This window comes from Anoxybacillus andreesenii (assembly GCF_030813005.1).
GTDB lineage: Bacteria > Bacillota > Bacilli > Bacillales > Cytobacillaceae > Robertmurraya > Robertmurraya andreesenii.
The window spans coordinates 1-23,172 of record NZ_JAUSTU010000004.1; the positions used below are offsets into that span (position 1 = coordinate 1).

A 23,172-nucleotide genomic window follows, 5' to 3' on the forward strand; every position below is an offset into this window, starting at 1 on the left:
CCACTATCTGAACTACCATCTATGAAGTTATCAAAGAGCAATAAACGAACTGGAAATTACCTCGAAAGAGGATTCTAAACTTACTATACGAGGAGGTAGCAGCATGAGAAATTTCTACAGAGAAAAATTTGTAGCGGCATGTGTGGCTACTTTAATTTTTCTAGTCATGCAAAGCAGTATCGTAATGGCAATGGATCTATCTGATGAGGGTATCTATCCTTTTGAAAAGACTGCCCATGAATATACAAAAAACCCAAGTAAGCCTACAAATCAGGTTGCTTTAAAAGAAAATGTAGACGAATCAAAGCTCATTTCAGATAAAGAAAAGGACTTGCTTGCTCGATTGGTCGAGGCCGAAGCGAAGGGCGAGCCCTACGAGGGAAAAGTTGCGGTTGCAACAGTGGTACTGAACCGTGTGGATTCACCTGAATTCCCAGATACAATCACAAATGTTGTGTATGAGGTTACGGGAGATGCATACGCATTTTCCCCTGTTCAAAATGGGGAAATCAAGAAACCAGCATCGCCGGAAGCAAAGGAAGCGGTTGAAGATGCATTAACCAGCCAAGACCGCCTTGATCACGCCGTCTACTTTTATAATCCAGAGATTGCTTCAGACAAATGGATCCGCTCACGAAAAGTGGTAGAGAGAATTGATAATCATGTGTTTGCCATTTAACAATTCATAATATAACTATAAGCTGGGGACTTAATCAAAAAGCAAAGACTCCAGCTTTTTTCCATTTTACAAACAGGTGACTTGCAAAAGCCTTTAATAATTTAGGATGTTTTCTCCTTTCTCTGCAACAGCACCGCCCCAATCACAATGAATCCCTTGAACGCTTCTCTTAAAAATGGTGGAACTCCAAACAAATTCAGAAGATTGTTCATGACTGCGATAATTAACATTCCATATACCGTTCCAAGAATAAACCCTCTTCCGCCCATCATACTCGTACCACCTACTACCGCTGCTGCAATCGCATCCATTTCCACTCCTCTACCCGCATTGGAAAAATCCATCGAACCGACCCGTGACACCTGAATAATAGCCGCAATTGAAACAAGGAGTCCCATAAGGGCGTATACCCGAAGCTTTACCTTATCCACATTAACACCCGAAAGCTTAGCTGCTCTTTCATTTGAACCTACCGCAATAACCTGTCTTCCGAAAGTCGTTCTTTTGGAGACAAAATACAAAATATAGGCAATGATCGCCCAATAAATGATCGGCATTATCATATAGCTTCCAATTTTAAAACTAGCAATCTGTAAAAATTCTACAGGTACCTTCGTATTATAACCTTGCATAAAATGCTGAGTCACACTTCGAAAAATCATCATCGCACCTAACGTAACAATAAATGGCGGAACATTCCCTTTCGTCACCGTGACCCCGATTAACGCCCCGAGCAAATAGCCAAAAATGAGGACAACCACAATCGTAATCAGGAATGCCGGAACTCCTGTGACACCAACCATTCCTAAAATCCCTTTTGTCCCAGTGTCAAGAAGAATCATCGAAAGAGCACCCGTTGCCACCAAAGTCGAGCCTACTGCTAAATCAATGCCACCCGTCATAATAACTAACGTCATACCTAGTGCAATGATTCCTATACTAGCGTTATTTCTTAAGATGTTAATCCAGTTATTTGTCCAAGCCTGAAACCAGCTTCCAAAGGAATCATAATCAAAACCGAGCACCAAGGTTTGTAATAGAATCATAATAATCAGTGCAATCGCTGTACTAAATAAAGGAGCATTCATCCACTTGTATTTGAACCACGTCAAAAGGTTCCTTCCCTTATCCAATTGTTGAACCATCCATTATCCCTCCTTTCCACCTGTTGCCAATTTCATGATTTGATGCTCTGTCATCTCCTCTCCAGCCACTTCCCCTTGAATAACGCCATGGTACATGACAAGAGCTCTGTCACAAACGCGAATAATTTCCTGCGCTTCACTAGATAAAACGACAATCGCAATTCCCACATCCGACAATTTCAGAATGATATCATAAATATCTTCCTTGGCTCCGACATCAACCCCCTGGGTAGGGTTGTCTAAGATAAGAAGCTTAGGATCTGATACAAGCCATTTGGCAAGCACAACCTTTTGCTGATTTCCGCCCGAAAGACTATCAATGCGATCGGTCAACATTTCCATTTTGATCCTTAATGCTTGCCTTTTTTTATGAAAAACGTCCTCGTGCCGCTTTCGATCAATGATTCCCCGTCTAGCAAATTGCGGCCATGTAACAATGGAGGCATTTTCAAAAATATTCATATCCTTGATAATGGCGTTTTCCTTTCGATTTCGTGGGACATAGGCAATACCCGCTCGAATGGCCTGAGTCGTATTTTTCATCGTTCCTTCCTTCCCGTGCAGGAACATTTTTCCTGAGGTGCTTTCCTCTGCACCAAAAATCGCCTGAAATAGCTCACTTCGGCCATCTCCAAGGAGACCGGTAAATCCAATGATTTCACCCGCTCTTATAGAAAAATGAATATCCCGAAAGTAAGGTTCGCTTGAAAGTCCTTCGACACGTAGTATCTCCGTGCCGATTGTTCTCTCTCTACGAAGAGACTCCGTTCTAACCTCATAACCGACCATATACTGCGCCAAGTCATCGGTCGAAACCTTGCTGACACTACCTTCCGCGACTAAGCATCCATCCCTTAGCACGACATAACGATCGCAGACCTCCATCACCTCGTTCAATTTATGAGAGATAAAAATAATGCCAACATTATGCTCTTTTAATGTTCTCATCAATTTAAAAACTCGTTCCGTTTCCTGCTCAGTTAAAGACGTAGTTGGTTCGTCCATAATCATCACCGAGCCATTCATCATCATCGCCTTGCATATTTCAACAATTTGTTTATAAGAGGCATCAAGGTCCCCAACCATCATATCTGGGTCTAAATCCACCTGCATTTTCTGGAACATATCTGTGGTTTCCTGCTTCATTTTTTCTAAATCAAGAAGTCCTCTTTTCGTTTTGATCTCTCTCCCCAAGAACATATTCTCGTAGATCGGCAAATCATTTATTAAATTCAGCTCTTGATGAATGAAGGCAATCCCCGCATCTTGGGATTGTCCCGGGGTCTTAAATTCTACCTCCTTTCCATCTACGAGGATAGTCCCTGCATCCAGTGTATGCACTCCACCGAGAATATTCATAAGCGTTGATTTCCCCGCTCCATTCTCACCAAGCAAGGCGCAGATTTCCCCACCTTTTATCGAAAAAGAAACCTCCTTTAACACTTGATTACTTCCAAAGGACTTTTTGATCCCCTTCATTTCGATTTTCACCATCTCACCTCCTACAAAAAGAGAGGCTATAGCAAGGCCATACCCTCTCACTTTAGATAACAGTTAATAAGGTGAACCCGCATCTAGAAATTCCTCATAATTATCTCTATCGACAATGGTCGTTGGAATTATCTTTACCTCTTCCACCTTTTCCCCTTTTAAAATCTTAATAGCCTGATCAAGTGCATCCTTCACCATCGCTGGACTATAAAGGGCTGATTGAATCCAGATATCCTCATTTTCTGGCATCATCTTGAAATATTCCTGCATCCCCCCACCACCGGTGACCACTTTGATATCGGTTCTTCCAGCTTCATTAATCGCCTGAAGAACACCAATGGAGGTTTCATCATCCATGGAATACACAGCATCAATCTGATCCATACTTGTTAAAATATCCGCAAAGTCCTTCAATCCATCTTCTCTCGTGAATTTCGTTGCATATGTTTCGATTTTCATATTTGGAGCAATTTTTTCCATTGTCTCAACAAAGCCTTTCTTTCGAAGCTCAGATACGGAACCTGATGAAGGCACCTCAAGCATGACGATATTGCCTTCTGTACCGATTTTTTCAACAATATAATGAGCTCCCTGAATCCCCATATCCTCATTGTCACCAGCAACACGATAAACACCATCTACATTAATGGCAATATCAAAGTTTACCACCTCAATGCCCGCATCCAGTGCTCTCTGAATGGGAACCTCCATCCCTTCCCACTGTGGAAAGGCGACAATAGCCTCAGCTCCCCACGTCATCAAATCATCGAGCTGTGAAGTCATTTCCTCCGCATTTGTACTCGTTTGAATTTGGTATTCAATTTCCTCTGATAGCTCCTTTGCCCTCGCTTCCGCATGATAGGCAACCGCGGCTACCCAACCATGTGTCACAGCCGGCGCCAAAATCCCAATCTTAAATTTTTTGTTTTCATCTGCCTCTTTTTTGCCATCATCCCCTGAATCCTTGCTGGTAGAGTCACCATTGCAAGCAGCAAATACTGGCATCAGGACTAATACGATTAATGCCAACAGCCTGAACATCTTTTTCACAGAAATGTCCCCCTTTACAATTTGTAAAAAAATTGTGCAGTCACTAAGCTAGATTTCCCTCTCCTTCATTAGACGTGAATCACCTCGCCCGTTTCCAAAGAATGCTGGATGGCCTCTAATATTTTCAAAGTATAAATAACGTCAGCTAAGGGAATAACAGTATTCTCTTTATTTTTTTCAAGACATTCAACAAAATAGGTTAATTCTCTTTGAAAGGCATCTATTTGCGGTACACTGATCGCAGATTTTTCCATGCCATCAAAAATGGTGAAATGATGATGACTTTCCGGGATATTCTCTATATTTTCACCGGCTTTCATCTCAAACTCGATTGTTCGCTGGCCAGATTGTGCTCGAAATGACATTATAAAAGGATATCCTACCGGCATTCTATGAGATGCCTCGACAAAGACCTTACCTCCATTTTTAAACTCGAGAGTTGTCATCACATGATCCCAAGCACCGAATGAATTTTGCCAGCCGACAGCGTAAACCTTCTCTACTTTTCCAAGCAAATAGACAGCAAAATCAATATCATGAATATGCAAATCGAACAGTGCTCCACCACTTTTTTCAGGATATTGAAACCAGCTACTCCAGCTTGGGAGCTGACCCAATCGTTTCGCATGTACAATTTCAATATTTTTCAAGTTGCTTTTACTATATGCTTTTACTTTTTCATATTCAGGCCAAAATCGGAGCACATGTCCGACGAATAATTTCACATCATGACGTTTCACTTCATCGATGATTCTTTCTGCAGACTGAACGGATAGGGCTAATGGTTTTTCGCAAAAGATATGCTTACCCGCTCGAGCAGCCTGAATAATCGCTTCTTCATGCAAAAAGGTCGGCAAGCAAATATCAACGATGTCTATATCCTTTCTCCGTAGCAAGTGTTCATATTCTAATTCAAAGATGCCCGTGAACGGATCCTCTATTTTCAAATCTCTGCCTTTGCTTGTTGTACAAATCGCTCTAACCTGTACGTTCTCCATTTGTTGATAGGCACGCAGATGTGTTTTACCCATAAAGCCCAAACCGACAAGTCCAATGTTCATAATCTAGTCTCCTTTCAAGCTAGTATGCTAGATAGATAGCTGAAGGACCGTTGAACACTTTCATTCACTTCTTCAAGACTTTCCGGACCTTGAGGAGTAAATTCAATCTCTACGCTAATCGGACCCTTATAGTCGGCTTTTTTTAGCGTCTGGAATATTCTTGAAAAGTCGATTTCGCCATCCCCGATTGCTGGGAAATTCCATTCCTGAGGTGCCCCTAGCTTATCCTTTAGATGCATAAACTCTACCTTGTCAACCGAAGCTTCCAAATCCTCGTAGGGTAAAATGTTTCCATAGAAAACTACATTGGCGGTATCATAATTGATCTTGAAACGGTGGTCGAGTGCTTGAGCAAGTTTTTTCAAGGACATCCCAGTTGCATAGTTATTTCCATGTGTTTCAAGAACGAGAACTTTTTGATGCTTTTCACATTTCTCAATGATAGGAATTAAGTGTTGAGCTAATACTCGCTCATCTTCGATTACGTCAGCATCATCATGAGCATCACCTGTTGCTGTGATTAAATAACGGCAGCCAAATTCTATTGTGAGGTCAATACTGGCTAATAGATTCTCTCTTCCTTCCTCTGTCATAACATTGCTATGTGCCCCAATGCCAATACATTTCATTCTGTAAGCATCAAGCAACTTTTTAATTTCGTGCCGTTCACTTCGTGACATTTCAGGAAGAATATGGGCTGTATGACTCCGAACTGCCGCTAATTCAATTTGCCAGAAGCCAGCTTGGCTAGATCCTCGAACCGCATCCTCCAAAGAAAAACCGTGATACGTATTTGAATTGATGGCAAGCTGCTGGATCATGCACTCCCTCCTAACGTATCTCAACCTTTGGTTACCTCATATATAATGTAATCCGTTACAAATTATGTCATAATATATTAAATACTCAGTTAATTAAGAGAAAATGCTTTTTGAACCTAGTATTTTCTCAATCACCCTCAGACTTGCTAATGCCTGTCGTCCCGTAACAATTGGTTCTTTATCGTGAATAATGGCGTCAATAAAGGCATCAATGACTCCTGTGTTCGTTTGGTTATCATTTGTCTGAATAGCCTCTAGCTCGTATTTAATCCGTTCTCCACTCATTTTTTCGACAATGAGCGGATATTTTGTGTCGTGGTAAATTTTCATGATTCCTTCTTGACAGTAGATCGTCGTGGAATTATCCTCTGAGCCATAGTACGTCCACGAAAATGACGCTGTTCCTAATCGTCCTTTTCTCGTCCTTAGTGCACAAACTACATTGTCGCAAACCTCGATTGGATTTCCATCCTCATCGACTTTATCTAATGCTCCATGGAATGCATGCACTTCATCTATTTCATCGTCCAATAAATAATGGATCAAATCAATTTTATGGATGCCTAAATCCCCTGCTACCCCTGATAGGGAGCGCTCCTTTTTAAAAAACCAAGTTGAATTCGACTTGTTAATTCCCCAGCTTTCTGGACCTTGGTGGCCAAATGATGTTTTGAAGGTTAATACCTCCCCTAATTCCTTCCTCACGATCAGCTCCTTTGCTAGTTGGTGTGCTTTTGTAAATCGTTGGTTATGAGCGACCATCACTTTTTTTCCTGATTTTCTTTCAGCGTCTAGAATCTGTTCAGCATATTTGACGCTGTTAGCAAATGGCTTTTCACAAAGGACATGCTTGCCATGCTGTAATGCTTCGATCGCATGTAGATGGTGGACCTCGTTTGATGAACAAACACTGATGGCAGAAACTTTCGGATCCCTTAAAAGCTCCTCCAAACCTTCTACCGCTCGACCATTGAATAGGTGTGCCAATTCCTTGGCCCTTTTGAAATGACGGTCGTAAAAAACAATCTCCTCCACATACGGATTGGCTTGGTACTCGGGTGCATGCCGAAATCTCGTAATTGAGCCACATCCGATAATTCCTACTGTGATTCCCAAATTTCCAACCTCCTTTATCCCATCGTAGATTCTCTAATAATGAGTTCATGATCCAAAATCGTACTTTCAACCTTTCGATTCTGTATATGGTGAATCAGCATCGTAGCAGCAGTACTGCCCATTTTATACATTGGCTGGGATATCGTTGTTAAGCTTGGGTTTGTCATATTAGAGAATCCAATATTATCAAAGCCAACGACCGCTATATCATGAGGAACCCTTAAGCCTATCGCTTTGATTTCCTTTAACGCTCCGATCGCAAGTGTATCGGAAACGGCAAATACAGCTGACGGTTTTTCCTCTAACCGAAGGAGCATTCGCATAGCATGAACTCCATCCTGAAAATCAAGCTGGGTTGTATGATAAATCCATTCTTCACGGATCGGCAAGCTGTACTCTTTAAGAGCCCTTTCATATCCCTGACGACGCTGTCTCGCATACAAGAACTTCTCATCAGAATTTATGAGGGCAATTTTTTTATTGCCTAGCTGAATCAGATGCTTTACAGCATGGTAGGCGGCAAGCTCACTATCAATGCTGACATAGGGGATGCTCCCCTCCTCGTCATACTCACTGCAAAGAATGATCGAATGGTTATCGGCCAATTCGGTTAATTTTTGCTTATTAACGGCTGGATCCATGGAGATAATGCCATCGGCCAACTTGTTTTTTACCATGTTGAAAAAAATATTCTCCCGCTTTGGATTTGAGTCTGTTTCACAAAGTAGTATGTTGTATTGATGGGAAATTGCGGTGTTTTGAATTCCGTTAATAATTTCGGTGTAAAAGGGATTTGCAATACTCGGAATCAACACAAGCAATAATCGACTCTCAGAGTTTCTAAGATTCCTCCCGAGCATACTAGGTTCATAGTTCAGCTCTTTTATTGCACTTTCAACCCTTAATCTTGTCCTCGTGCTCACAGAAGAATGGTTATTCAATACTCTTGATACGGTTGCAACAGACACACCTGCTTTTTTTGCTACTTCTTGTATATTTGCCATCCAAATCCTACTTTCATCTCATCTATATTCGCCATAATTGTAATCGATTACATTTTTTTGTATTTCTATCATTATCTTATTTTCTTATTCGCAACTTATTCTAAACTTTTCATTTGTGACATATAAACAGGTAATAAAACCTGTGTAATGGATTACATATGAGGAGGGATTTCATTGAAGCTTGGTGTATTTACTGTTTTATACTCCGATAAATCTCTTGACGACATGCTCGAACTTGTTGCTTCAAAAGGAATAGAGGCTGTGGAGCTGGGAACGGGTGGGTATCCAGGCGATGCCCACTGCCACTTAGATTCATTGTTGGCTGATGATAATAAGCAAAAGGAATTTATTGAAAAAATCAGGAGCCGTGGTTTGATAGTGAGCGCCTTAAGCTGCCATGCCAATCCTCTTCATCCTCAGGAGAAGATTGCTAAAGAGGCAGATGCACTTTTTACTAAAACCGTAAAGCTCGCTAGTAAGCTAGGTATCCCCGTTGTAAACACCTTTTCCGGTTGTCCTGGGGACCATGAGGGTGCCAAGTATCCGAACTGGCCCGTCGCCCCTTGGCCAAATGAGTTTCAGGAAATCCTAAAATGGCAATGGGAGGAAAAAATCATTCCTTATTGGAAGGAGAAAGCCCTTTTTGCAGAGAAGAATCAGGTAAAAATAGGACTTGAATTACACGGCGGCTTCTCTGTTCACACACCTGCAACCCTGCTCCGCTTGCGTGAGGAATGTGGTGAAGTCATTGGAGCAAATCTGGATCCTAGCCATTTGTGGTGGCAGAGCATCGATCCGATCGAAGCCATTAAGATATTAGGCCGTGAAGGAGCGATTCATCATTTTCATGCCAAAGATACCATCGTGGATCAACCGAATATGAATCGAAATGGACTCACAGACATGACATCATACGCCGATATGAGAAATCGTTCCTGGTATTTCCGCACCGTTGGCTACGGCCATGAAGCAAAGGTTTGGGCCGATATCATTAGCACCCTCCGCCTCTATGGATATGACTATGTTGTCAGCATCGAGCATGAAGATGGCTTAATGTCCATTGAAGAAGGCTTGACAAAAGCGGTGCAAACTTTACAGCCAATTATGGTGAAGGAATCTGTCGGGGAGATGTGGTGGACATAATATTTATTATGTTAACTTGTTTAATTGTCGTTGATGAAGAATCTGATATGTAGCGGGAAACTGGAAAGTGGGTACAGAATCGTCATGATTCTCGTACCCTATAATGTTCTATGATGACAGGTTCTCACCTTTTTCTATCAAACTTGTCGCCATTGGCGCTCTATGACGACAGGTTCCCCCGCTTTTCTATCGAACTTGTCGCCATTGACTCTCTATGACGACAAGTTCCCACGCTTTTCTAGCAAACTTGTCGCCATTGGCGCTCTATGACGACAGGTTCCCCCGCTTTTCTACCAAACTTGTCGCCATTGGTCACCGTTCTCCCTTTTTTGATCGAAAAAACAAAAAATGTATGTCCTCCTGCTTAATACCCCTTAGAAAAATCAACCTGATTGACCAATTGCTCACCATTCTGTACTTTTCTAAACGTGTCAATAAAGCAATCTATCGCTTCATCAAGTTCGGTTACTGCGGAGATATGCGGAGTGATCGTAATATCCTCTCTTTCCCAGAACTCAGATTCCTTGGGAAGTGGCTCGATTGCAAATACATCTAGCACCGCATGCCGAACGCTCCCAAAGTCCAAAGCATCGATAAGAGCCTGCTCCTCTACCACAGCCCCTCTGCCGACATTAATAAAGGCGGCGCCATTAAAATAACTAAACAAAGCCTGGTTAAACAGTCTCTCAGTTTCCTTTGTTAAAGGCAGTGTACTGATAACCCAATCTGCTTCACTAATAACGGTATTGACATCAGAAACGGTCATTGCCTTTTGAAAATACTCTTTCTGCCTTCCGCTTAATGAAACTCCGTACACCTTAGCCCCGAAAAACTGAAAAGTTCTCGCAACCTCCTGTCCAATCTCCCCTGTACCAAAAATGACAATCGTCTGGTCCTTTACCATTTTAGGAGTTTGACGTACCCATTTCTTCGCCAGTTGCTGAGCTGCAAAATCCCTATGATACTGAAGCTCCTTGAGGACATAGCTTAAGCAATACTCACTAATTCTTTGACCAAAGGAGCAAACCGTCCGAGTAAGCAGGACATTATGCTCTCTCCAGCCCTCAATCTCTAAAAAGTTATTAATCCCCGCATTAAAGGAATGAACCCATTTGATTCTAGAAAAATGAAATCCCGGAGCAGGCTGTGAACCCACATAGGCATCTGCCCAACTCAAATCTGCATCCGTAATCTCATCCACTGGCTTGAAACGGAATGATTGCTTCAAATCCAAAGGCAACTTTTTTTTGAATTCTTTCTCATAGGATCCTGCAACAAGAATATGGTTAATCTCCATCATAAATCCCCCATCATCGCTTTTCGATCTAAAATGAATCCCTATCAGCAGGACAGGGATTCAAAGCTATTATTTCATCGCTTCTTCTAGCTCATACCAATAATGACAAATGGTGAGTAAGCCCTTATCATAGTTTTTCAGTTTAAAATGTTCGTTTGGTGAATGTACCTGATCGGTTGGAAGTCCGAAGCCCATTAACACAATTGGGGCCTTCAGAACTTCATCCAAGGTTGTGATGATTGGCAATGAGCCACCACCACGTGTAAAAGCGGTCGGGACCCCAAACACTTTTTCGTAAGCCCGACCTGCCGCTTGGATGGCTGGGTGTTCAAACGGCGTCACATACGGTGTTCCTTTATCAAATAACGTAATGTTCACTTCGACTCCAGGAGGGGTATTTTTTTTCACATGTTCTTGTAAAAGCTCTAGAATTTCCTCTGGGTCTTGATCAGGCACCAATCGACAGGTGATTTTCGCATGCGCTTCGGATGGTAGTACAGTCTTAATCCCTTCGCCCTCAAATCCACCGTAAATTCCGTTAATCTCTAAAGTCGGTCGTACCCACGTCCGCTCTAAATGGCTATAGCCCTGTTCACCAAATAGCTCCTTCACTCCTACTTCTTCTTTCAAACTTTCCTCGGTCATATTGAGTGATTGAAACGCTGCTCTCTCCTCATCAGTAACTGGTACTACCCGATCGTAAAAGCCATCCACCGTAATCACTCCAGCTTCATTTCGGAAGGATTGGAGAATCTCGACGAGCGCATGAATCGGATTTTGCACGGCTCCACCGTATAGACCTGAATGCAGATCCCGTTTTGGACCTTTCACATCTAATTGGAATCCAGCAAGTCCTCTAACCCCATAACAAACAGTTGGCCGATCCTCATCCAGCATGCTTGTATCCGAAATCATAATCACATCCGCTTTCAATAGCTCGCGGTATTCTTCAACAAACGCTGGAAGATTCGGGCTTCCTACCTCTTCCTCTCCCTCAATGAGAAACTTGAAGTTAAATGGTAGTGTTCCAGTTGTTTGTAAAATCGCTTCGAGCGCCTTAATATGCATGAACACTTGACCCTTATCATCGCTTGATCCTCTCGCATAGATCGCTTCATTTCGGATTTGCGGCTCAAACGGGTCAGTCTCCCATAGATGTAGTGGATCCACTGGCTGTACGTCATAATGTCCATAAATCAGAACCGTTGGCTTCCCCTCCGCCTTTAACCATTCTCCGTAAACAACTGGATGCCCGGCTGTCGGATAAAGGGCGACATTTTCCATCCCTAATTGTCTTAATGAATGGGCTACCCATTCAGCAGCCCGTTGGGTGTCATCTTTATGTTCAGATAAAGAGCTCACACTTGGGAGCGAAAGTAATTCAAAGAGCTCACCTAAGTGCTTTTCTCTATGTTCTTCCAAATAATTTTGAAATACAGGTTTCATTGTTACTCCTCCTCAGTCTGCTAAAAATTCTATCCTTCAAGAATTTCGGTATCCGAAGGGAAAAATCCTCTACAATTTTCGCAAAATTTTTTATTACTTTTTTGACAAGAAAAAAAGCACCACACAGGATGCTAAAAAGTAAATCTATTTATAAAGAAAGAACCGTCTCTAGCAGCACATTCACTCCTTTTTCACAATCCTCCCAGGTCGTTAATTCCTCTTCACAATGACTCTTTCCCTTGACGCTTCGAACAAAAATCATCACAGTTGGAATATAACTGGCGAGAAACTGGGCATCATGCCCCGCACCACTGTCCATTCTCTTGTACGGGTAGTCTAGAGATTGACAAGCCGCTTCCACCTTATTTGCAAGCTCCTCATTGAAAAAGACCGTCTGGCGATCCCAAAGCTTCTGAGCCATAATCGTGCACCCTTCGTTTTCATTGATTTGCGTCAATTCTTGAATAATTTCCTCTACCCTTTGGATGACCGTCGGATCTTTGTGACGCGCCTCCAGTGTGAAAATCACTCTATTTGGGATCACGGTATGGATATTAGGATAGGCATTGATTCGCCCCATGGTGAAGACAAGATTTTGATCGAGGGACCCGAGCTTTCTTCTTGCCGCAGCTATGATATTCGTTGCCGCAAAAAGAGCATCCCTTCTCATATCCATCGGTGTTGTTCCCGCATGATCTGATTCACCTTGGACGACAAACTCGTAGCATACCATTCCCAACACACTTTCAACGACCCCAACAGCTAGATTTTCTCTTTCCAATATTGGCCCTTGCTCAATATGCATTTCCAAAAAGGCTTTAGCATCCTTTAAACGTGCCTCGATGCTGCCAACATAGCCACTTTCATTTAAGGCTTGCTCAAAGGTAATCCCATCAATATCTTTTTTAGCAAGCATGACATCTTTATCAAACTTTCCAGATAGTACCCCAGAGGACATCATCGAAGGCTCAAATCGGGCCCCTTCTTCATTCGTAATATTCATCACGACGAGCGGAACACTAAGCCTCACATGATTCTCAACGAGAGTTCTGGCTACCTCTAGACCTGCAATAACACCGAGTGCTCCGTCAAAACGGCCACCCTTTTTGACAGAATCCAAGTGGGAGCCGATGACGATGGGTGGCTTGCTGTTATCGACACCTTCAAGGGTTCCATAAATATTACCCATATCGTCGTAGACCACCGACATTCCAAGCTCCTTACAGCAATGAATGAAGTATTCCCGTGCAAGCAAGTCTTCCTTCGATAAGGCCAGCCTTGTAACCCCATTATTTTCAGTCCGTCCAAAATTCGCAAATTCTTCGATTGTATTCTTCAGCCGTTCTCCATTAATCATGAGCTTCTGCTTTTTCAAAACCTTCTCCGCCCTTCTTTATTAAATATGTAATAAGCCGTAAGAACTACCGGAGTCTAATATTTATACTATTCTGATAATACCGAGTATAGAAGGTACAGAGCTTGACTTCAATGGACAATATGTAAAATGAAACGGTCTCCCTCTGTACAATTTGAAAAAGCATTGATTGGTTTAACTGAATTAATAAATATTTGTTGAAAATTCTATTTCAAAAATAGACCTTTCTTATTTCCTTCTAAGATATTTTTCGTTAATGACGAGAACCTTGCCGTTTTCAGAAGCCTGGTACTTGCGATTGATAAATTTATATTTCTCATAGGCGAAATGCCCCAAAACATAGACAGGCAGGATGATGAACAGGAGAATAACCATTTGTTGCAACATCTTGAGTTTATTTTGCAGAATATATATAACGGTGACTGCATGGGCCGCGAAAGAGATCATTAAGGTTATGAGCACATTGCAAATATGAAATGCGACAACCTGTTTCTTCTCACGAAACATGCGCTCAAGCTCAGACTTAAAATAGAGAGTAATAAATACGGATATTAGAATCACAATAAAGGAAACGATATAAGCAAGCCCGCCCTGCATTTGCCCACCCCCTTAATCTAAAGATTGATAGGAGAATACGATCCCCTAGACTACACAAGACCCTCCCTCTTTCTTTGTATTTTACCATATTTGAGAAAATGAAATGTTTATCCTCCATTCATTCGACCCTAGATTCTAAAATTTCGTATTGCTAAATATCTTTAGCGAAAATGGTCATAATTTTTCACGGAACCCCAAAAAGTAAAAAAGGTAACATTAAGTGCTTAGCAAAAGAACCATCTCTTAAGCTTAGAGATGGTTCTTTATGTCACTCACTCTTTTTAATTGGCGAACAAACGGCATATAGATTTTCCGTCGGGACAGATACCTCGACCTTGATGACCTTAAATCCGCCTTCACCTTTTTTCCAATTGTTTTTTGTGATAATGTCCTTCATCTTCCTTCTTCCTTTCCCTCAGGGTCTCTCACACACTGAGGTCAGTATATGAAAAGGAATCAAAAGTGTGCCGCTAAAAAATACAATTTCCAACCTATCTTTGTTGACGAGACCCCAGTTGGAGTCTTTTATCGATGGTTAGGCTGTTAAATCACAGACCCTTACACCTGAAGAACGACAAATTCGCCGTTTCCAAAGAGGTTCTCTTTAAAATCAACCTTTGCATGGTCAAAGTAGACCCTGTCTCTTTCATTGACAAGAAATTGGATCCCCTCTAATTCCGTGATTTCATCATTTTCTAAAGCTGACTCCTCCAGAGTCAGGCGAAGGCTTGGGCCCCCTCAACCAATTCCCATTGATAAACGAACGAGTGCTTTTTCGCCTTCTTTTAAAATCGTAGAAAGCTGCTCTGAAATCTCGGTTAACGCAGCCGGAGTAATATTTACCATTTTCCAATACCCCCTATAGTATAAAAAAGATCACAAAGATAGAGCTTTGTGCCATTAGTATATACTGTTTTTCCAGAAAATAAAAGAAATTTGCTTATCCCTTTATAATCCAGAAAGTTCTTCCCTCTTTGGATCATAAATAAAAGAGGATTACTCCCAATCGTACCAGAAGCACGAACACGGGAACAGGAGCCAGAGAATTTCCGTGTCTGGAATCCCATCCGGAACAAAACAGAGCGGTTTCGAGATTTGTTGTAGAAGTGAAAACCTCCAAGGGGGAAATCCCTTGGAGGTATCATCCTTTGGCAATGATCTTTTTCATAAATTTCTCTTCAAATTCCTCAATTGAACAGGGTTTTCCAAAGTAGAATCCCTGGACGTAATGACAATTCTGATCAAGAAGGAAGGCCAGTTCCTCTTCGGTTTCAACACCTTCTGCAATCACGTCCATTCTAAGATGGTGAGCCATTTGGATCATTGCGACAGTAATCCCGGCATTATCGGATTCACATGAAATATTTTGTACAAACGATCGATCAATTTTGATCCCGTCAAGCCGAAATTTTTTCAAATAATGAAAGGAGGAATAGCCTGTACCAAAATCATCAATGAAGATTTTTATACCCATTTCCTTTAATTCATGTAGTGTTTGAAGAACATATTCTTCATTTCGCATGAGGGAGTTCTCAGTTATCTCCAGCTCGAGCCATTTTCCATCCAACTGAAATTGGGTAAGAAGCTCCTTCACGTCTTCAGCAAATTCCTTTTGTAAAAATCGTTGCGAGCTAATATTCACACTTATCGGCAGTAGTGGAAAACCTGATTCTCGCCAAATCACTAACTGTTCACATACCTTTTTCTTCATCCATTTTCCCAATGGGATAATAAGCCCTGTTTCCTCAGCCAATGGTATGAATTCTCCTGGTGAAACAAGCCCAAGGCTTGGATGCATCCAACGTATTAATGCTTCAGCCCCTGTGATTCTCCCTGTTCTGCCATCTACACGTGGTTGAAAATAGGCAACAAACTCTTCATTGGCTATTGCTTTTCGCAAATCCCTTTCTAACAGGAAGGAATGATAGTTCTGTTCATCCATAAATTCAACATACACTTTGTAAATATTGCGGCCTTCCCCTTTTGCCCGATATAGTGCAATATCCGCCTTTTTCATTAAATCTACTTCATTCGTTCCATCGGTTGGGTAAAAGCTGATCCCAATACTAGCCGACACATGTAGCTCATTGTCCTCGATATAAAAAGGAATTGCTAGATTTTCAAGAATTCTATTGGCAATTTGAATCGCTTCATCACGACTAGCAATTACCGGACAAAGAATCATGAATTCATCTCCACCGAGTCGCGCTACAAACTGTTTGTCTCGATCTATACTGTCGAGTAGGCGAGAGGGAACCAGTTCTAAAAGGCGATCTCCAACAAAATGTCCTAGTGTATCATTAATGTTTTTAAACCGGTCCAGATCAATGAATAAAACAGCAAGCTCTTGGCTTTTCTCCTCGGCAAGACGCAAAGCCTCTCGCAGTTCTTGCTCGATTTTTCTTCGATTTGGAAGCTTTGTTAACTCATCATGATGGGCCAAAAATTCATTCAACTTCTGTATTCTCTTTTGCTCGGTAATATCTTTCCCAATCGAGATCACGCCTTTTACTTGTTGATCGAGGATGATGGGCAAAAAAGTAACTTGAAAGACCATTTTCTCTTGAACCTTATGTTTTATCTCCATTTCAAAGCTCTGTAGATGTCCTTTCAATGCTGCTTCTAAGAAATCAAACCACTTTTCGTCATATTCCTCGAACACCAAAGAACTGATAAATTTATGAGAGTCTTCACTAATTAATAATTCCCGCGCCATTGAGTTCAAAGCAATGATATGTCCGTCCATGTCAAAGCTTATCACGTAGTCTTGGCTATGCTCAAACAATGATTTATATTTCAGCTGCTGGACAATGAGCTCTCTCTGTGTCGATCTTAGCTCTGAAATATCCTGAACAGAACCGACAATTTCAATTACCTTTTCCCCCTGCTTTATCGGTGAAACATCAACAAAGACATGCTTTCCTTTCAAATCAACCTCATAGCTTACCTTCATTCCTTCAAATGCCTTTTTATAATGACAATTCTTTAACTCAGCTATCTCTTCTGGGAAGATATCATTAGGCGTTAGATTGCTGACATACTCTGTATTAATTCCAATTTCCTCTAAGAGTTTTCCTTCTGCCATCGTATAAATGAAATTTCCGTCTGGGTTCATTGTCATCTTAAAGATCCCGTTTTGAAGATTTCTTATCGTATCCTGAAAATCGATTTTCATGGCTTCCTGTTGCTTTAATTCCTTTTGTACTCTCTCGGTAATATCCGTCCTAACACTTACGTATTGGTATGGCTTCCCGTTATCATTCCGGAATGGCACAATCGTCGTATCCACCCAATACAGGCTGCCATCCTTTGCTTTGTTCTGGATTTCACCCTTCCATATCTCTCCACGACCAATCGTTCTCCACATTTCCTTAAAGAATTCCTTTGGATGAAAGCCTGAATTTAGAATGCAGTGATTTTGGCCAATTAACTCCTCTTTTGTATACTTTGAGAGCTCACAAAACTTTTGATTGACAAATGTAATCGTTCCCTTTCGGTCGGTAATGGCAATAATCGTTGATTCATCGAGCGCCACATTGATATCCTCTAACGCCCTACTTAAGGACTTCGTTTCTTTGGATATCTTCCTATCTTCATTCATATTTCTAATAATGTAGACCTCATATTCCTTATCCGCTATCTTGATGTTTTGTGATTGAAACTCAAATGGCAGTTCACTTAAATTGGCTGGGATGATTTCTTTGATGCGACGACCAATAGCGTCATTGCCACTCACATTAAAGATCCCCTCTGTCTTTGCATTCAAATATATTATCGTTCCTGCTGTATCCACAACAACCAAACAGTCAGATAGTTTATCAAATAGTTGAAAAAATGACCCCTGTTCGTTCATGTAATCCTCCGTCTATAGTCAAGGCTTATCATCAATTAATATTCATATATCCAACTTAATACATATGCATATATTTTCTATTAAAATTGACCTTCTGTATAGGAGTAAATATGCCTTTATTTAAGGAAATAGTTTCCAAAACCACAAAAAAGCTGGACCCTTCATTTTGGAAGGATCCAGTCAATCATAATAACATTCAAGAATATATTTCTAAATGGTTTCCGTTACAAATGACAAATTATGTGCCCTCGCTACTCCTTCATATATAATATGGCCGTTGATGGTGAAATGGCAACTTGGTTCTCGTTGTACTTAACCTCCGTTGGAATCCTATTCTCATCTATAACCTCCGTATTTCTTGGGCTAAGATCGAAATAGCAAAATCTAAATCCTCTTCTGCGATACTAAGGGGTGGTGCTAAGGTTAAGACGTTGTTGAAGCCTGCAACAGTTGCCCCATTTTTCCCGATTATGAGACCCTTTTCTTTACAGCCGGTTATGACTTGATTGACAAGCTTTGTATCCAAGGGTTCCTTTGTAGCCTTATCCTGGACAAGCTCAATGCCAACAAGCAATCCCTTCCCTCTCACGTTTCCAACAAAAGGATGATCCCCAAGTTGAGCCTGCAGTTTTTGAAGCAAATTCTCCCCTAATTCCTTCGAACGGTCAAACAGCCCCTCCTGCTCCATAATTTCAATGTTTTTCAAGGCAAGGGCGCATGCAGCTGGGTTCCCGCCAAAGGTATTGACGTGGCGGAAATAATCATATTCCTCCGTTCCTTTAAATGCATCGTAGATTTCTTTTTTCACACAGGTCGCAGATAGAGGCAGATAGGCACTGGTAATCCCTTTTGCCATCGTGATGATGTCTGGCCTCACACCATAATTCATAAATCCAAATGGCTTCCCTGTACGGCCAAATCCGCAAATGACTTCATCAACAATAAGTAGCGCCCCGTGCTTCTCACAAACCTCTTTCACACCTGTCATATAGGCGTCAGGTGGAACGATGACCCCGCCGCCAGTAATAATGGGCTCCATGATTACGCCAGCAATCGTTTCACTCAGCTCCCAGGTCATTACCCGGTCGATTTCACGAACGGATTCCAATTCATTTGAAGGGGTATCCTCCTTGTCGCGGCCGCGATACAAATCAGGTGGAGCCACATGGATAAATCCAGGTGCCAATGGTTCATATTTATATTTGCGCTGCGCTTGGCCAGTGGCGGCAAGTGAGCCCATTGTATTTCCGTGATAGGCACGATATCTTGAAATGAACTTATAGCGACCATGCTCTCCTTTTTGCTGATGATACTGTCTCGCGATCTTGAATGCTGTTTCATTCGCTTCCGACCCACTGTTTGAAAAGAAGATTACATATTCATCGCCAAGCATCTCGTTGAGCTTTTCAGCCAATTGAATCGCTGGGCTATGGCTTTGCGTTAGGGGGAAATACGCCATTTTCTTTAATTGCTCATAGGCAGCCTCTGCCAGTTCCGTACGACCATAGCCAACGTTGACACACCATAAGCCAGCCATGGCATCAAGAAGCCGTTGTCCGTTATGATCCGTGATCCAGGAACCTTCCGCTTTTTCCGCAATGATGGTTGCATTGGGACTATATGGTCGCATGGCATGCCAAATATATTCCTGATCCTTTGTTAAAAAATCACCACTTTGTACCCTTGTCACTTTTATCCACCTCCGATTAAATATCAAATCTCGATGTAATCATCTTTTTGCGGGTATAGAAATTAACCCCGTCTTTTCCATTTACATGCAGATCCCCATAAAAAGAATCCTTCCAGCCTGAGAACGGGAAGAAAGCCATTGTTGCAGGTACTCCAACATTAATTCCGAGCATTCCTGCGTCTGCTTCTTCACGGAACTGTCTAATCGCTTTTGCATTATTCGTATAAATAGTCGCACCATTTCCATATCGAGACTTACGGATATACTGAAGTCCTTCATCTAGATCCTTCGCCCGAAGCAAGCTTAAGACCGGGGCGAAAATTTCATCCTTTGCGATGGTCATCTCTGGTGTCACATGATCGAAAATCGTTGCTCCCAGGAAATTTCCTTTCTCAAATTCATCCATTTCTTTCCGGCCATCACGGACTAGCGTTGCCCCTTCTGCAAGGCCCTTTTCAATATAGGACAACACTTTTTCACGGTGGGAGGCTCTTATGACTGGAGTGAGAAGGACTTCATCATCAAGCCCATTCCCAATGATGAGCTCGTCAGCCCGTTGTTTCAGCGCTTGAACAAATTCATCCCCTTCCCCCACCACAACTACGGCACTACAAGCCATGCAACGTTGACCAGCACTACCAAATGCTGAACTCAAAATATGTGAAACAGCCTTATCGACATCGGCATCTGGCATGACAATATGGTGATTCTTTGCCCCTGATAAAGCTTGAACACGTTTTCCTCTTGCAGCAGCTCGTTCATACACATACTTGGCGACCGGCTGAGAACCTACAAAGGAGATCGCCTTCACATCTTCATGTTCGATCAATCCATTGACAACGTCATGGGCACCGTGAACGATATTCAACACACCCTTTGGCGCCCCCGCCTCCGCAAAGAGCCGAGCAAGCTCGTTTGCAAGAATCGGAGTTCTTTCCGATGGCTTCAATACAAATGTATTTCCACAGGCAATAGCTAGTGGAAACATCCAAAGCGGCACCATCATCGGAAAATTGAATGGCGTTATCCCTCCGACAACGCCTAATGGATAGCGGAACATCTCTGAATCAATATCCTCAGCAATATTCGTTAATGTTTCACCCATCATCAAAGTCGGTGCACCGGCAGCGAATTCGACACACTCGATTCCCCTTTGCACCTCTCCATAGGCTTCCTTATAGGCTTTTCCATTTTCTTGAACAACCAATTTCGCTAACTTTTCATGATTTTCACTGAGGAGATGATGATATTTATATAAAATCCTTGCCCGCTTTGGCACGGGAGTTTTTTTCCAGGATTGAAAGGCCTCCCTTGCAGCTATTACTGCTTTGTCCACATCCTCTTTAGAGGAGATTGGTACCCGCACCAAAACTTCACCTGTCGCTGGGTTCGGTACCTCCAACGCATCTGTGCTTTCTGCTTCGACCCACTCACCATTTATATAATTTTTTAACAGCTCCGTATCCTGCTTAATCACTGACATATGAAAGCAGCCTCCCTTTTTCCTAATTTTCAAAATTTACGTTTCATAGTAAAATTATCGTTGATTTTGTAAGTGCTTTCATTAGACATTTTGTTAAATATCTACCTCTCTTTTTTCCACATTATGCATGATGAGATTTAAATCCACTTTTAGAACAAAAACCTACTAAACTCGCAGTCTATATTGATTCCACTTCAATTGGCTTCATTTGCTTGGAGGAAACTAGAAAATCATAGGCATGAATCATGAATTCGATCGCTAGCCTTTTTTCATGATCCATGAAATCTGAACCTAGTAATTTCTCTAGCTTTTGAATGCGATGATAGAGTGTTTGTCTAACGATATATAGCCGCTTTGCTGTTTCCTGCTTGGAGCCATTGCAGGCCAAATACGTCTTCAACGTATCCATCAGCTTTGCATTGTATTTTCGATCATAGCTAATAATGGGTGCAAGGTATTCTAAGACGATTTCCTGCAAATCTATGTGCCGGTGCAAAAGGGATATTAGTCGAAAAATATGGAGCTCATCATAAAAATAACTTTCGCATGGATGAAAACGCTTCTTTTGTATTTGCATCGTCTCAATCGACGTTTGATAGCTAATATGTACATTGGTCAAGCTCTCAACATACTTACCTATTCCCATCACCAATTTCGGCTTGTTGTTACCAAGTTTGAAATCTGACTCTGCTATCTTCTTAATCCCTTCCTTCATTCTATGAATCCATGTAGAAAAGCTTCGGTTATTTAGTAGAATAAAAATAATCGTGTATCTTTTCTCGATCGCAAAGACAGAAAATCCTTGCTGTTCAAAAATGGTTCGGAAGTAAATTATAAAATAGGTGATATCTAAATTACTATACTCTTGTGGCTCAAGCTTACAATGGCAGACAATCGCTCCTTTTGCCTGATTCGTCGATAGATGAAACGCCAAATATTCTTCAATTGATTCAAGATCATGTTCTCCTTCAATCCATCTCGCCAGCCATTCCGCTTCATCTGCCCTTCGCTTTTCTTCGACATACAGCTCTCTTAATAAGAACTGGGCAAGCGCTGTTGCCGTTCTGTCTAAAATAAGATGGTCAAATTCCGTTAAAGCTCGATCACTTGAAAGAATCGCTAATTCTGAATAATGATCCCAAAGTAAAGGAATCGGGACCCTAGCCAACTTAGGAGAGTTACTAGAGTTCAATAAAGTATGGATAGCCTTTCTCTCATGCTCCGTCACCTTCGGAGTGAAATGGACCTCTTTTTGATGAATGAAAACTACCTGGATTTTTAAATACTGCTGGATAAACGTGAGGATTTCTACAAAGTGTTTCATGGTCAATAGCTTTTTGTTTAATGCTTGTGAATAGGCTTCCAAGTCTGAAATGATTTGATATTGGTGGTTGATAAGAAGTGTATGAATGTCCTGTGTAATTTCTACAAATGGGACTTCTTTGTGAAAAAGAATAATAGGAAAATGAGTTCTATTTGCAATATCAATGATTTCCTGAGGGATCATCGAAGTATATGTACCAAACTCAATACATAAACCAGCTGCTTCCGCTTCAATTAACTGTTCAACAATGGAGATGAATAGCTCTTTATTTTCTTTCCAAGCCACGCCAGTAGAAAGGATTAACTCATGGCCATTTAGAAGATTTCGGATGTTGATTACTTCAACCACATGGACCCATTTCACTAAACGGTCGAGCCCCTCAATCCCAGCAATTACCTCGATAGCTTCAAAATGCTTTCTTTGTAAAAGATCTTTAACCATAATATAGGATTTCACTTCAAAGCACCTCCCTATCCTTTTAATTATAAGGGAAAAAGAGGAAATGAGAAGGATTGTTTTCAAATATTCATAATATTACGTAAATTCGACAAAAAAACTGATAAACCGCGGTTTACCAGTCACATGTTCTTTCTTTAT

Annotated in this window: 18 protein-coding genes; 2 read left to right on the top strand and 16 right to left on the bottom strand. The window is 41.5% G+C overall.

Going from position 1 to position 23,172, the window contains the following annotated elements:
• Positions 1-103: 103 nt before the first annotated feature.
• Positions 104-679, top strand: coding sequence for a cell wall hydrolase (locus tag J2S07_RS05110; protein WP_307149334.1), 576 nt, complete (start codon positions 104-106; stop codon positions 677-679).
• Positions 680-780: 101 nt separating this feature from the next.
• Here the strand turns inward: J2S07_RS05110 and J2S07_RS05115 are convergent, their stop codons facing one another.
• From J2S07_RS05115 to J2S07_RS05145, 7 genes are all read right to left on the bottom strand, one after another.
• Positions 781-1,824: an ABC transporter permease gene (locus tag J2S07_RS05115; protein ID WP_307149335.1), complete on the bottom strand. Its 1,044-nt coding sequence runs from the start codon at positions 1,822-1,824 to the stop codon at positions 781-783.
• Between the two features lie 3 nt (positions 1,825-1,827).
• Positions 1,828-3,318 carry a sugar ABC transporter ATP-binding protein gene (locus J2S07_RS05120; protein WP_370872788.1) on the bottom strand — a complete coding sequence of 497 codons (1,491 nt, stop codon included), beginning with the start codon at positions 3,316-3,318 and terminating at the stop codon, positions 1,828-1,830.
• A 60-nt stretch (positions 3,319-3,378) separates the two neighbouring features.
• The gene (locus tag J2S07_RS05125; RefSeq protein WP_307149581.1) at positions 3,379-4,356 is read right to left on the bottom strand and encodes an ABC transporter substrate-binding protein; all 978 of its coding nucleotides are present in this window, start codon (positions 4,354-4,356) and stop codon (positions 3,379-3,381) included.
• 77 nt (positions 4,357-4,433) lie between these two features.
• Positions 4,434-5,426, bottom strand: a complete 993-nt coding sequence (locus J2S07_RS05130) for a Gfo/Idh/MocA family protein (protein ID WP_307149337.1) — start codon at positions 5,424-5,426, stop codon at positions 4,434-4,436.
• Positions 5,427-5,440: 14 nt separating this feature from the next.
• Positions 5,441-6,247, bottom strand: coding sequence for a sugar phosphate isomerase/epimerase family protein (locus J2S07_RS05135; protein WP_307149338.1), 807 nt, complete (start codon positions 6,245-6,247; stop codon positions 5,441-5,443).
• A 93-nt stretch (positions 6,248-6,340) separates the two neighbouring features.
• The gene (locus J2S07_RS05140; protein ID WP_307149339.1) at positions 6,341-7,363 is read right to left on the bottom strand and encodes a Gfo/Idh/MocA family protein; all 1,023 of its coding nucleotides are present in this window, start codon (positions 7,361-7,363) and stop codon (positions 6,341-6,343) included.
• Between the two features lie 14 nt (positions 7,364-7,377).
• On the bottom strand, positions 7,378-8,367 hold the full coding sequence (locus J2S07_RS05145) for a LacI family DNA-binding transcriptional regulator (RefSeq protein ID WP_307149340.1): 990 nt from the start codon (positions 8,365-8,367) through the stop codon (positions 7,378-7,380).
• A gap of 174 nt (positions 8,368-8,541) precedes the next feature.
• Between J2S07_RS05145 and J2S07_RS05150 the strand changes: the two genes are divergently transcribed.
• On the top strand, positions 8,542-9,510 hold the full coding sequence (locus J2S07_RS05150) for a sugar phosphate isomerase/epimerase family protein (protein WP_307149341.1): 969 nt from the start codon (positions 8,542-8,544) through the stop codon (positions 9,508-9,510).
• Positions 9,511-9,874: 364 nt separating this feature from the next.
• Here J2S07_RS05150 and J2S07_RS05155 read toward each other — a convergent pair whose 3' ends face one another.
• The 9 genes from J2S07_RS05155 to J2S07_RS05195 form a co-directional block, all read right to left on the bottom strand.
• On the bottom strand, positions 9,875-10,807 hold the full coding sequence (locus J2S07_RS05155) for a D-2-hydroxyacid dehydrogenase (protein ID WP_307149342.1): 933 nt from the start codon (positions 10,805-10,807) through the stop codon (positions 9,875-9,877).
• Between the two features lie 69 nt (positions 10,808-10,876).
• Complete coding sequence (locus J2S07_RS05160) at positions 10,877-12,253, bottom strand: dipeptidase (RefSeq protein ID WP_307149343.1); 1,377 nt, start codon at positions 12,251-12,253, stop codon at positions 10,877-10,879.
• Between the two features lie 148 nt (positions 12,254-12,401).
• On the bottom strand, positions 12,402-13,628 hold the full coding sequence (locus J2S07_RS05165; protein WP_307149344.1) for a Zn-dependent hydrolase: 1,227 nt from the start codon (positions 13,626-13,628) through the stop codon (positions 12,402-12,404).
• Between the two features lie 228 nt (positions 13,629-13,856).
• Positions 13,857-14,225: a hypothetical protein gene (locus J2S07_RS05170; protein ID WP_307149345.1), complete on the bottom strand. Its 369-nt coding sequence runs from the start codon at positions 14,223-14,225 to the stop codon at positions 13,857-13,859.
• Between the two features lie 268 nt (positions 14,226-14,493).
• Positions 14,494-14,622, bottom strand: a complete 129-nt coding sequence (locus tag J2S07_RS05175; RefSeq protein ID WP_307149346.1) for a hypothetical protein — start codon at positions 14,620-14,622, stop codon at positions 14,494-14,496.
• 744 nt (positions 14,623-15,366) lie between these two features.
• The gene (locus J2S07_RS05180; protein ID WP_307149347.1) at positions 15,367-18,078 is read right to left on the bottom strand and encodes an EAL domain-containing protein; all 2,712 of its coding nucleotides are present in this window, start codon (positions 18,076-18,078) and stop codon (positions 15,367-15,369) included.
• Between the two features lie 340 nt (positions 18,079-18,418).
• Complete coding sequence (locus J2S07_RS05185) at positions 18,419-19,768, bottom strand: aspartate aminotransferase family protein (protein WP_307149348.1); 1,350 nt, start codon at positions 19,766-19,768, stop codon at positions 18,419-18,421.
• A gap of 16 nt (positions 19,769-19,784) precedes the next feature.
• Positions 19,785-21,251 carry a CoA-acylating methylmalonate-semialdehyde dehydrogenase gene (locus J2S07_RS05190; RefSeq protein WP_307149349.1) on the bottom strand — a complete coding sequence of 489 codons (1,467 nt, stop codon included), beginning with the start codon at positions 21,249-21,251 and terminating at the stop codon, positions 19,785-19,787.
• 178 nt (positions 21,252-21,429) lie between these two features.
• Positions 21,430-23,016, bottom strand: coding sequence for a PucR family transcriptional regulator (locus J2S07_RS05195; RefSeq protein WP_370872792.1), 1,587 nt, complete (start codon positions 23,014-23,016; stop codon positions 21,430-21,432).
• Positions 23,017-23,172 lie beyond the last annotated feature (156 nt).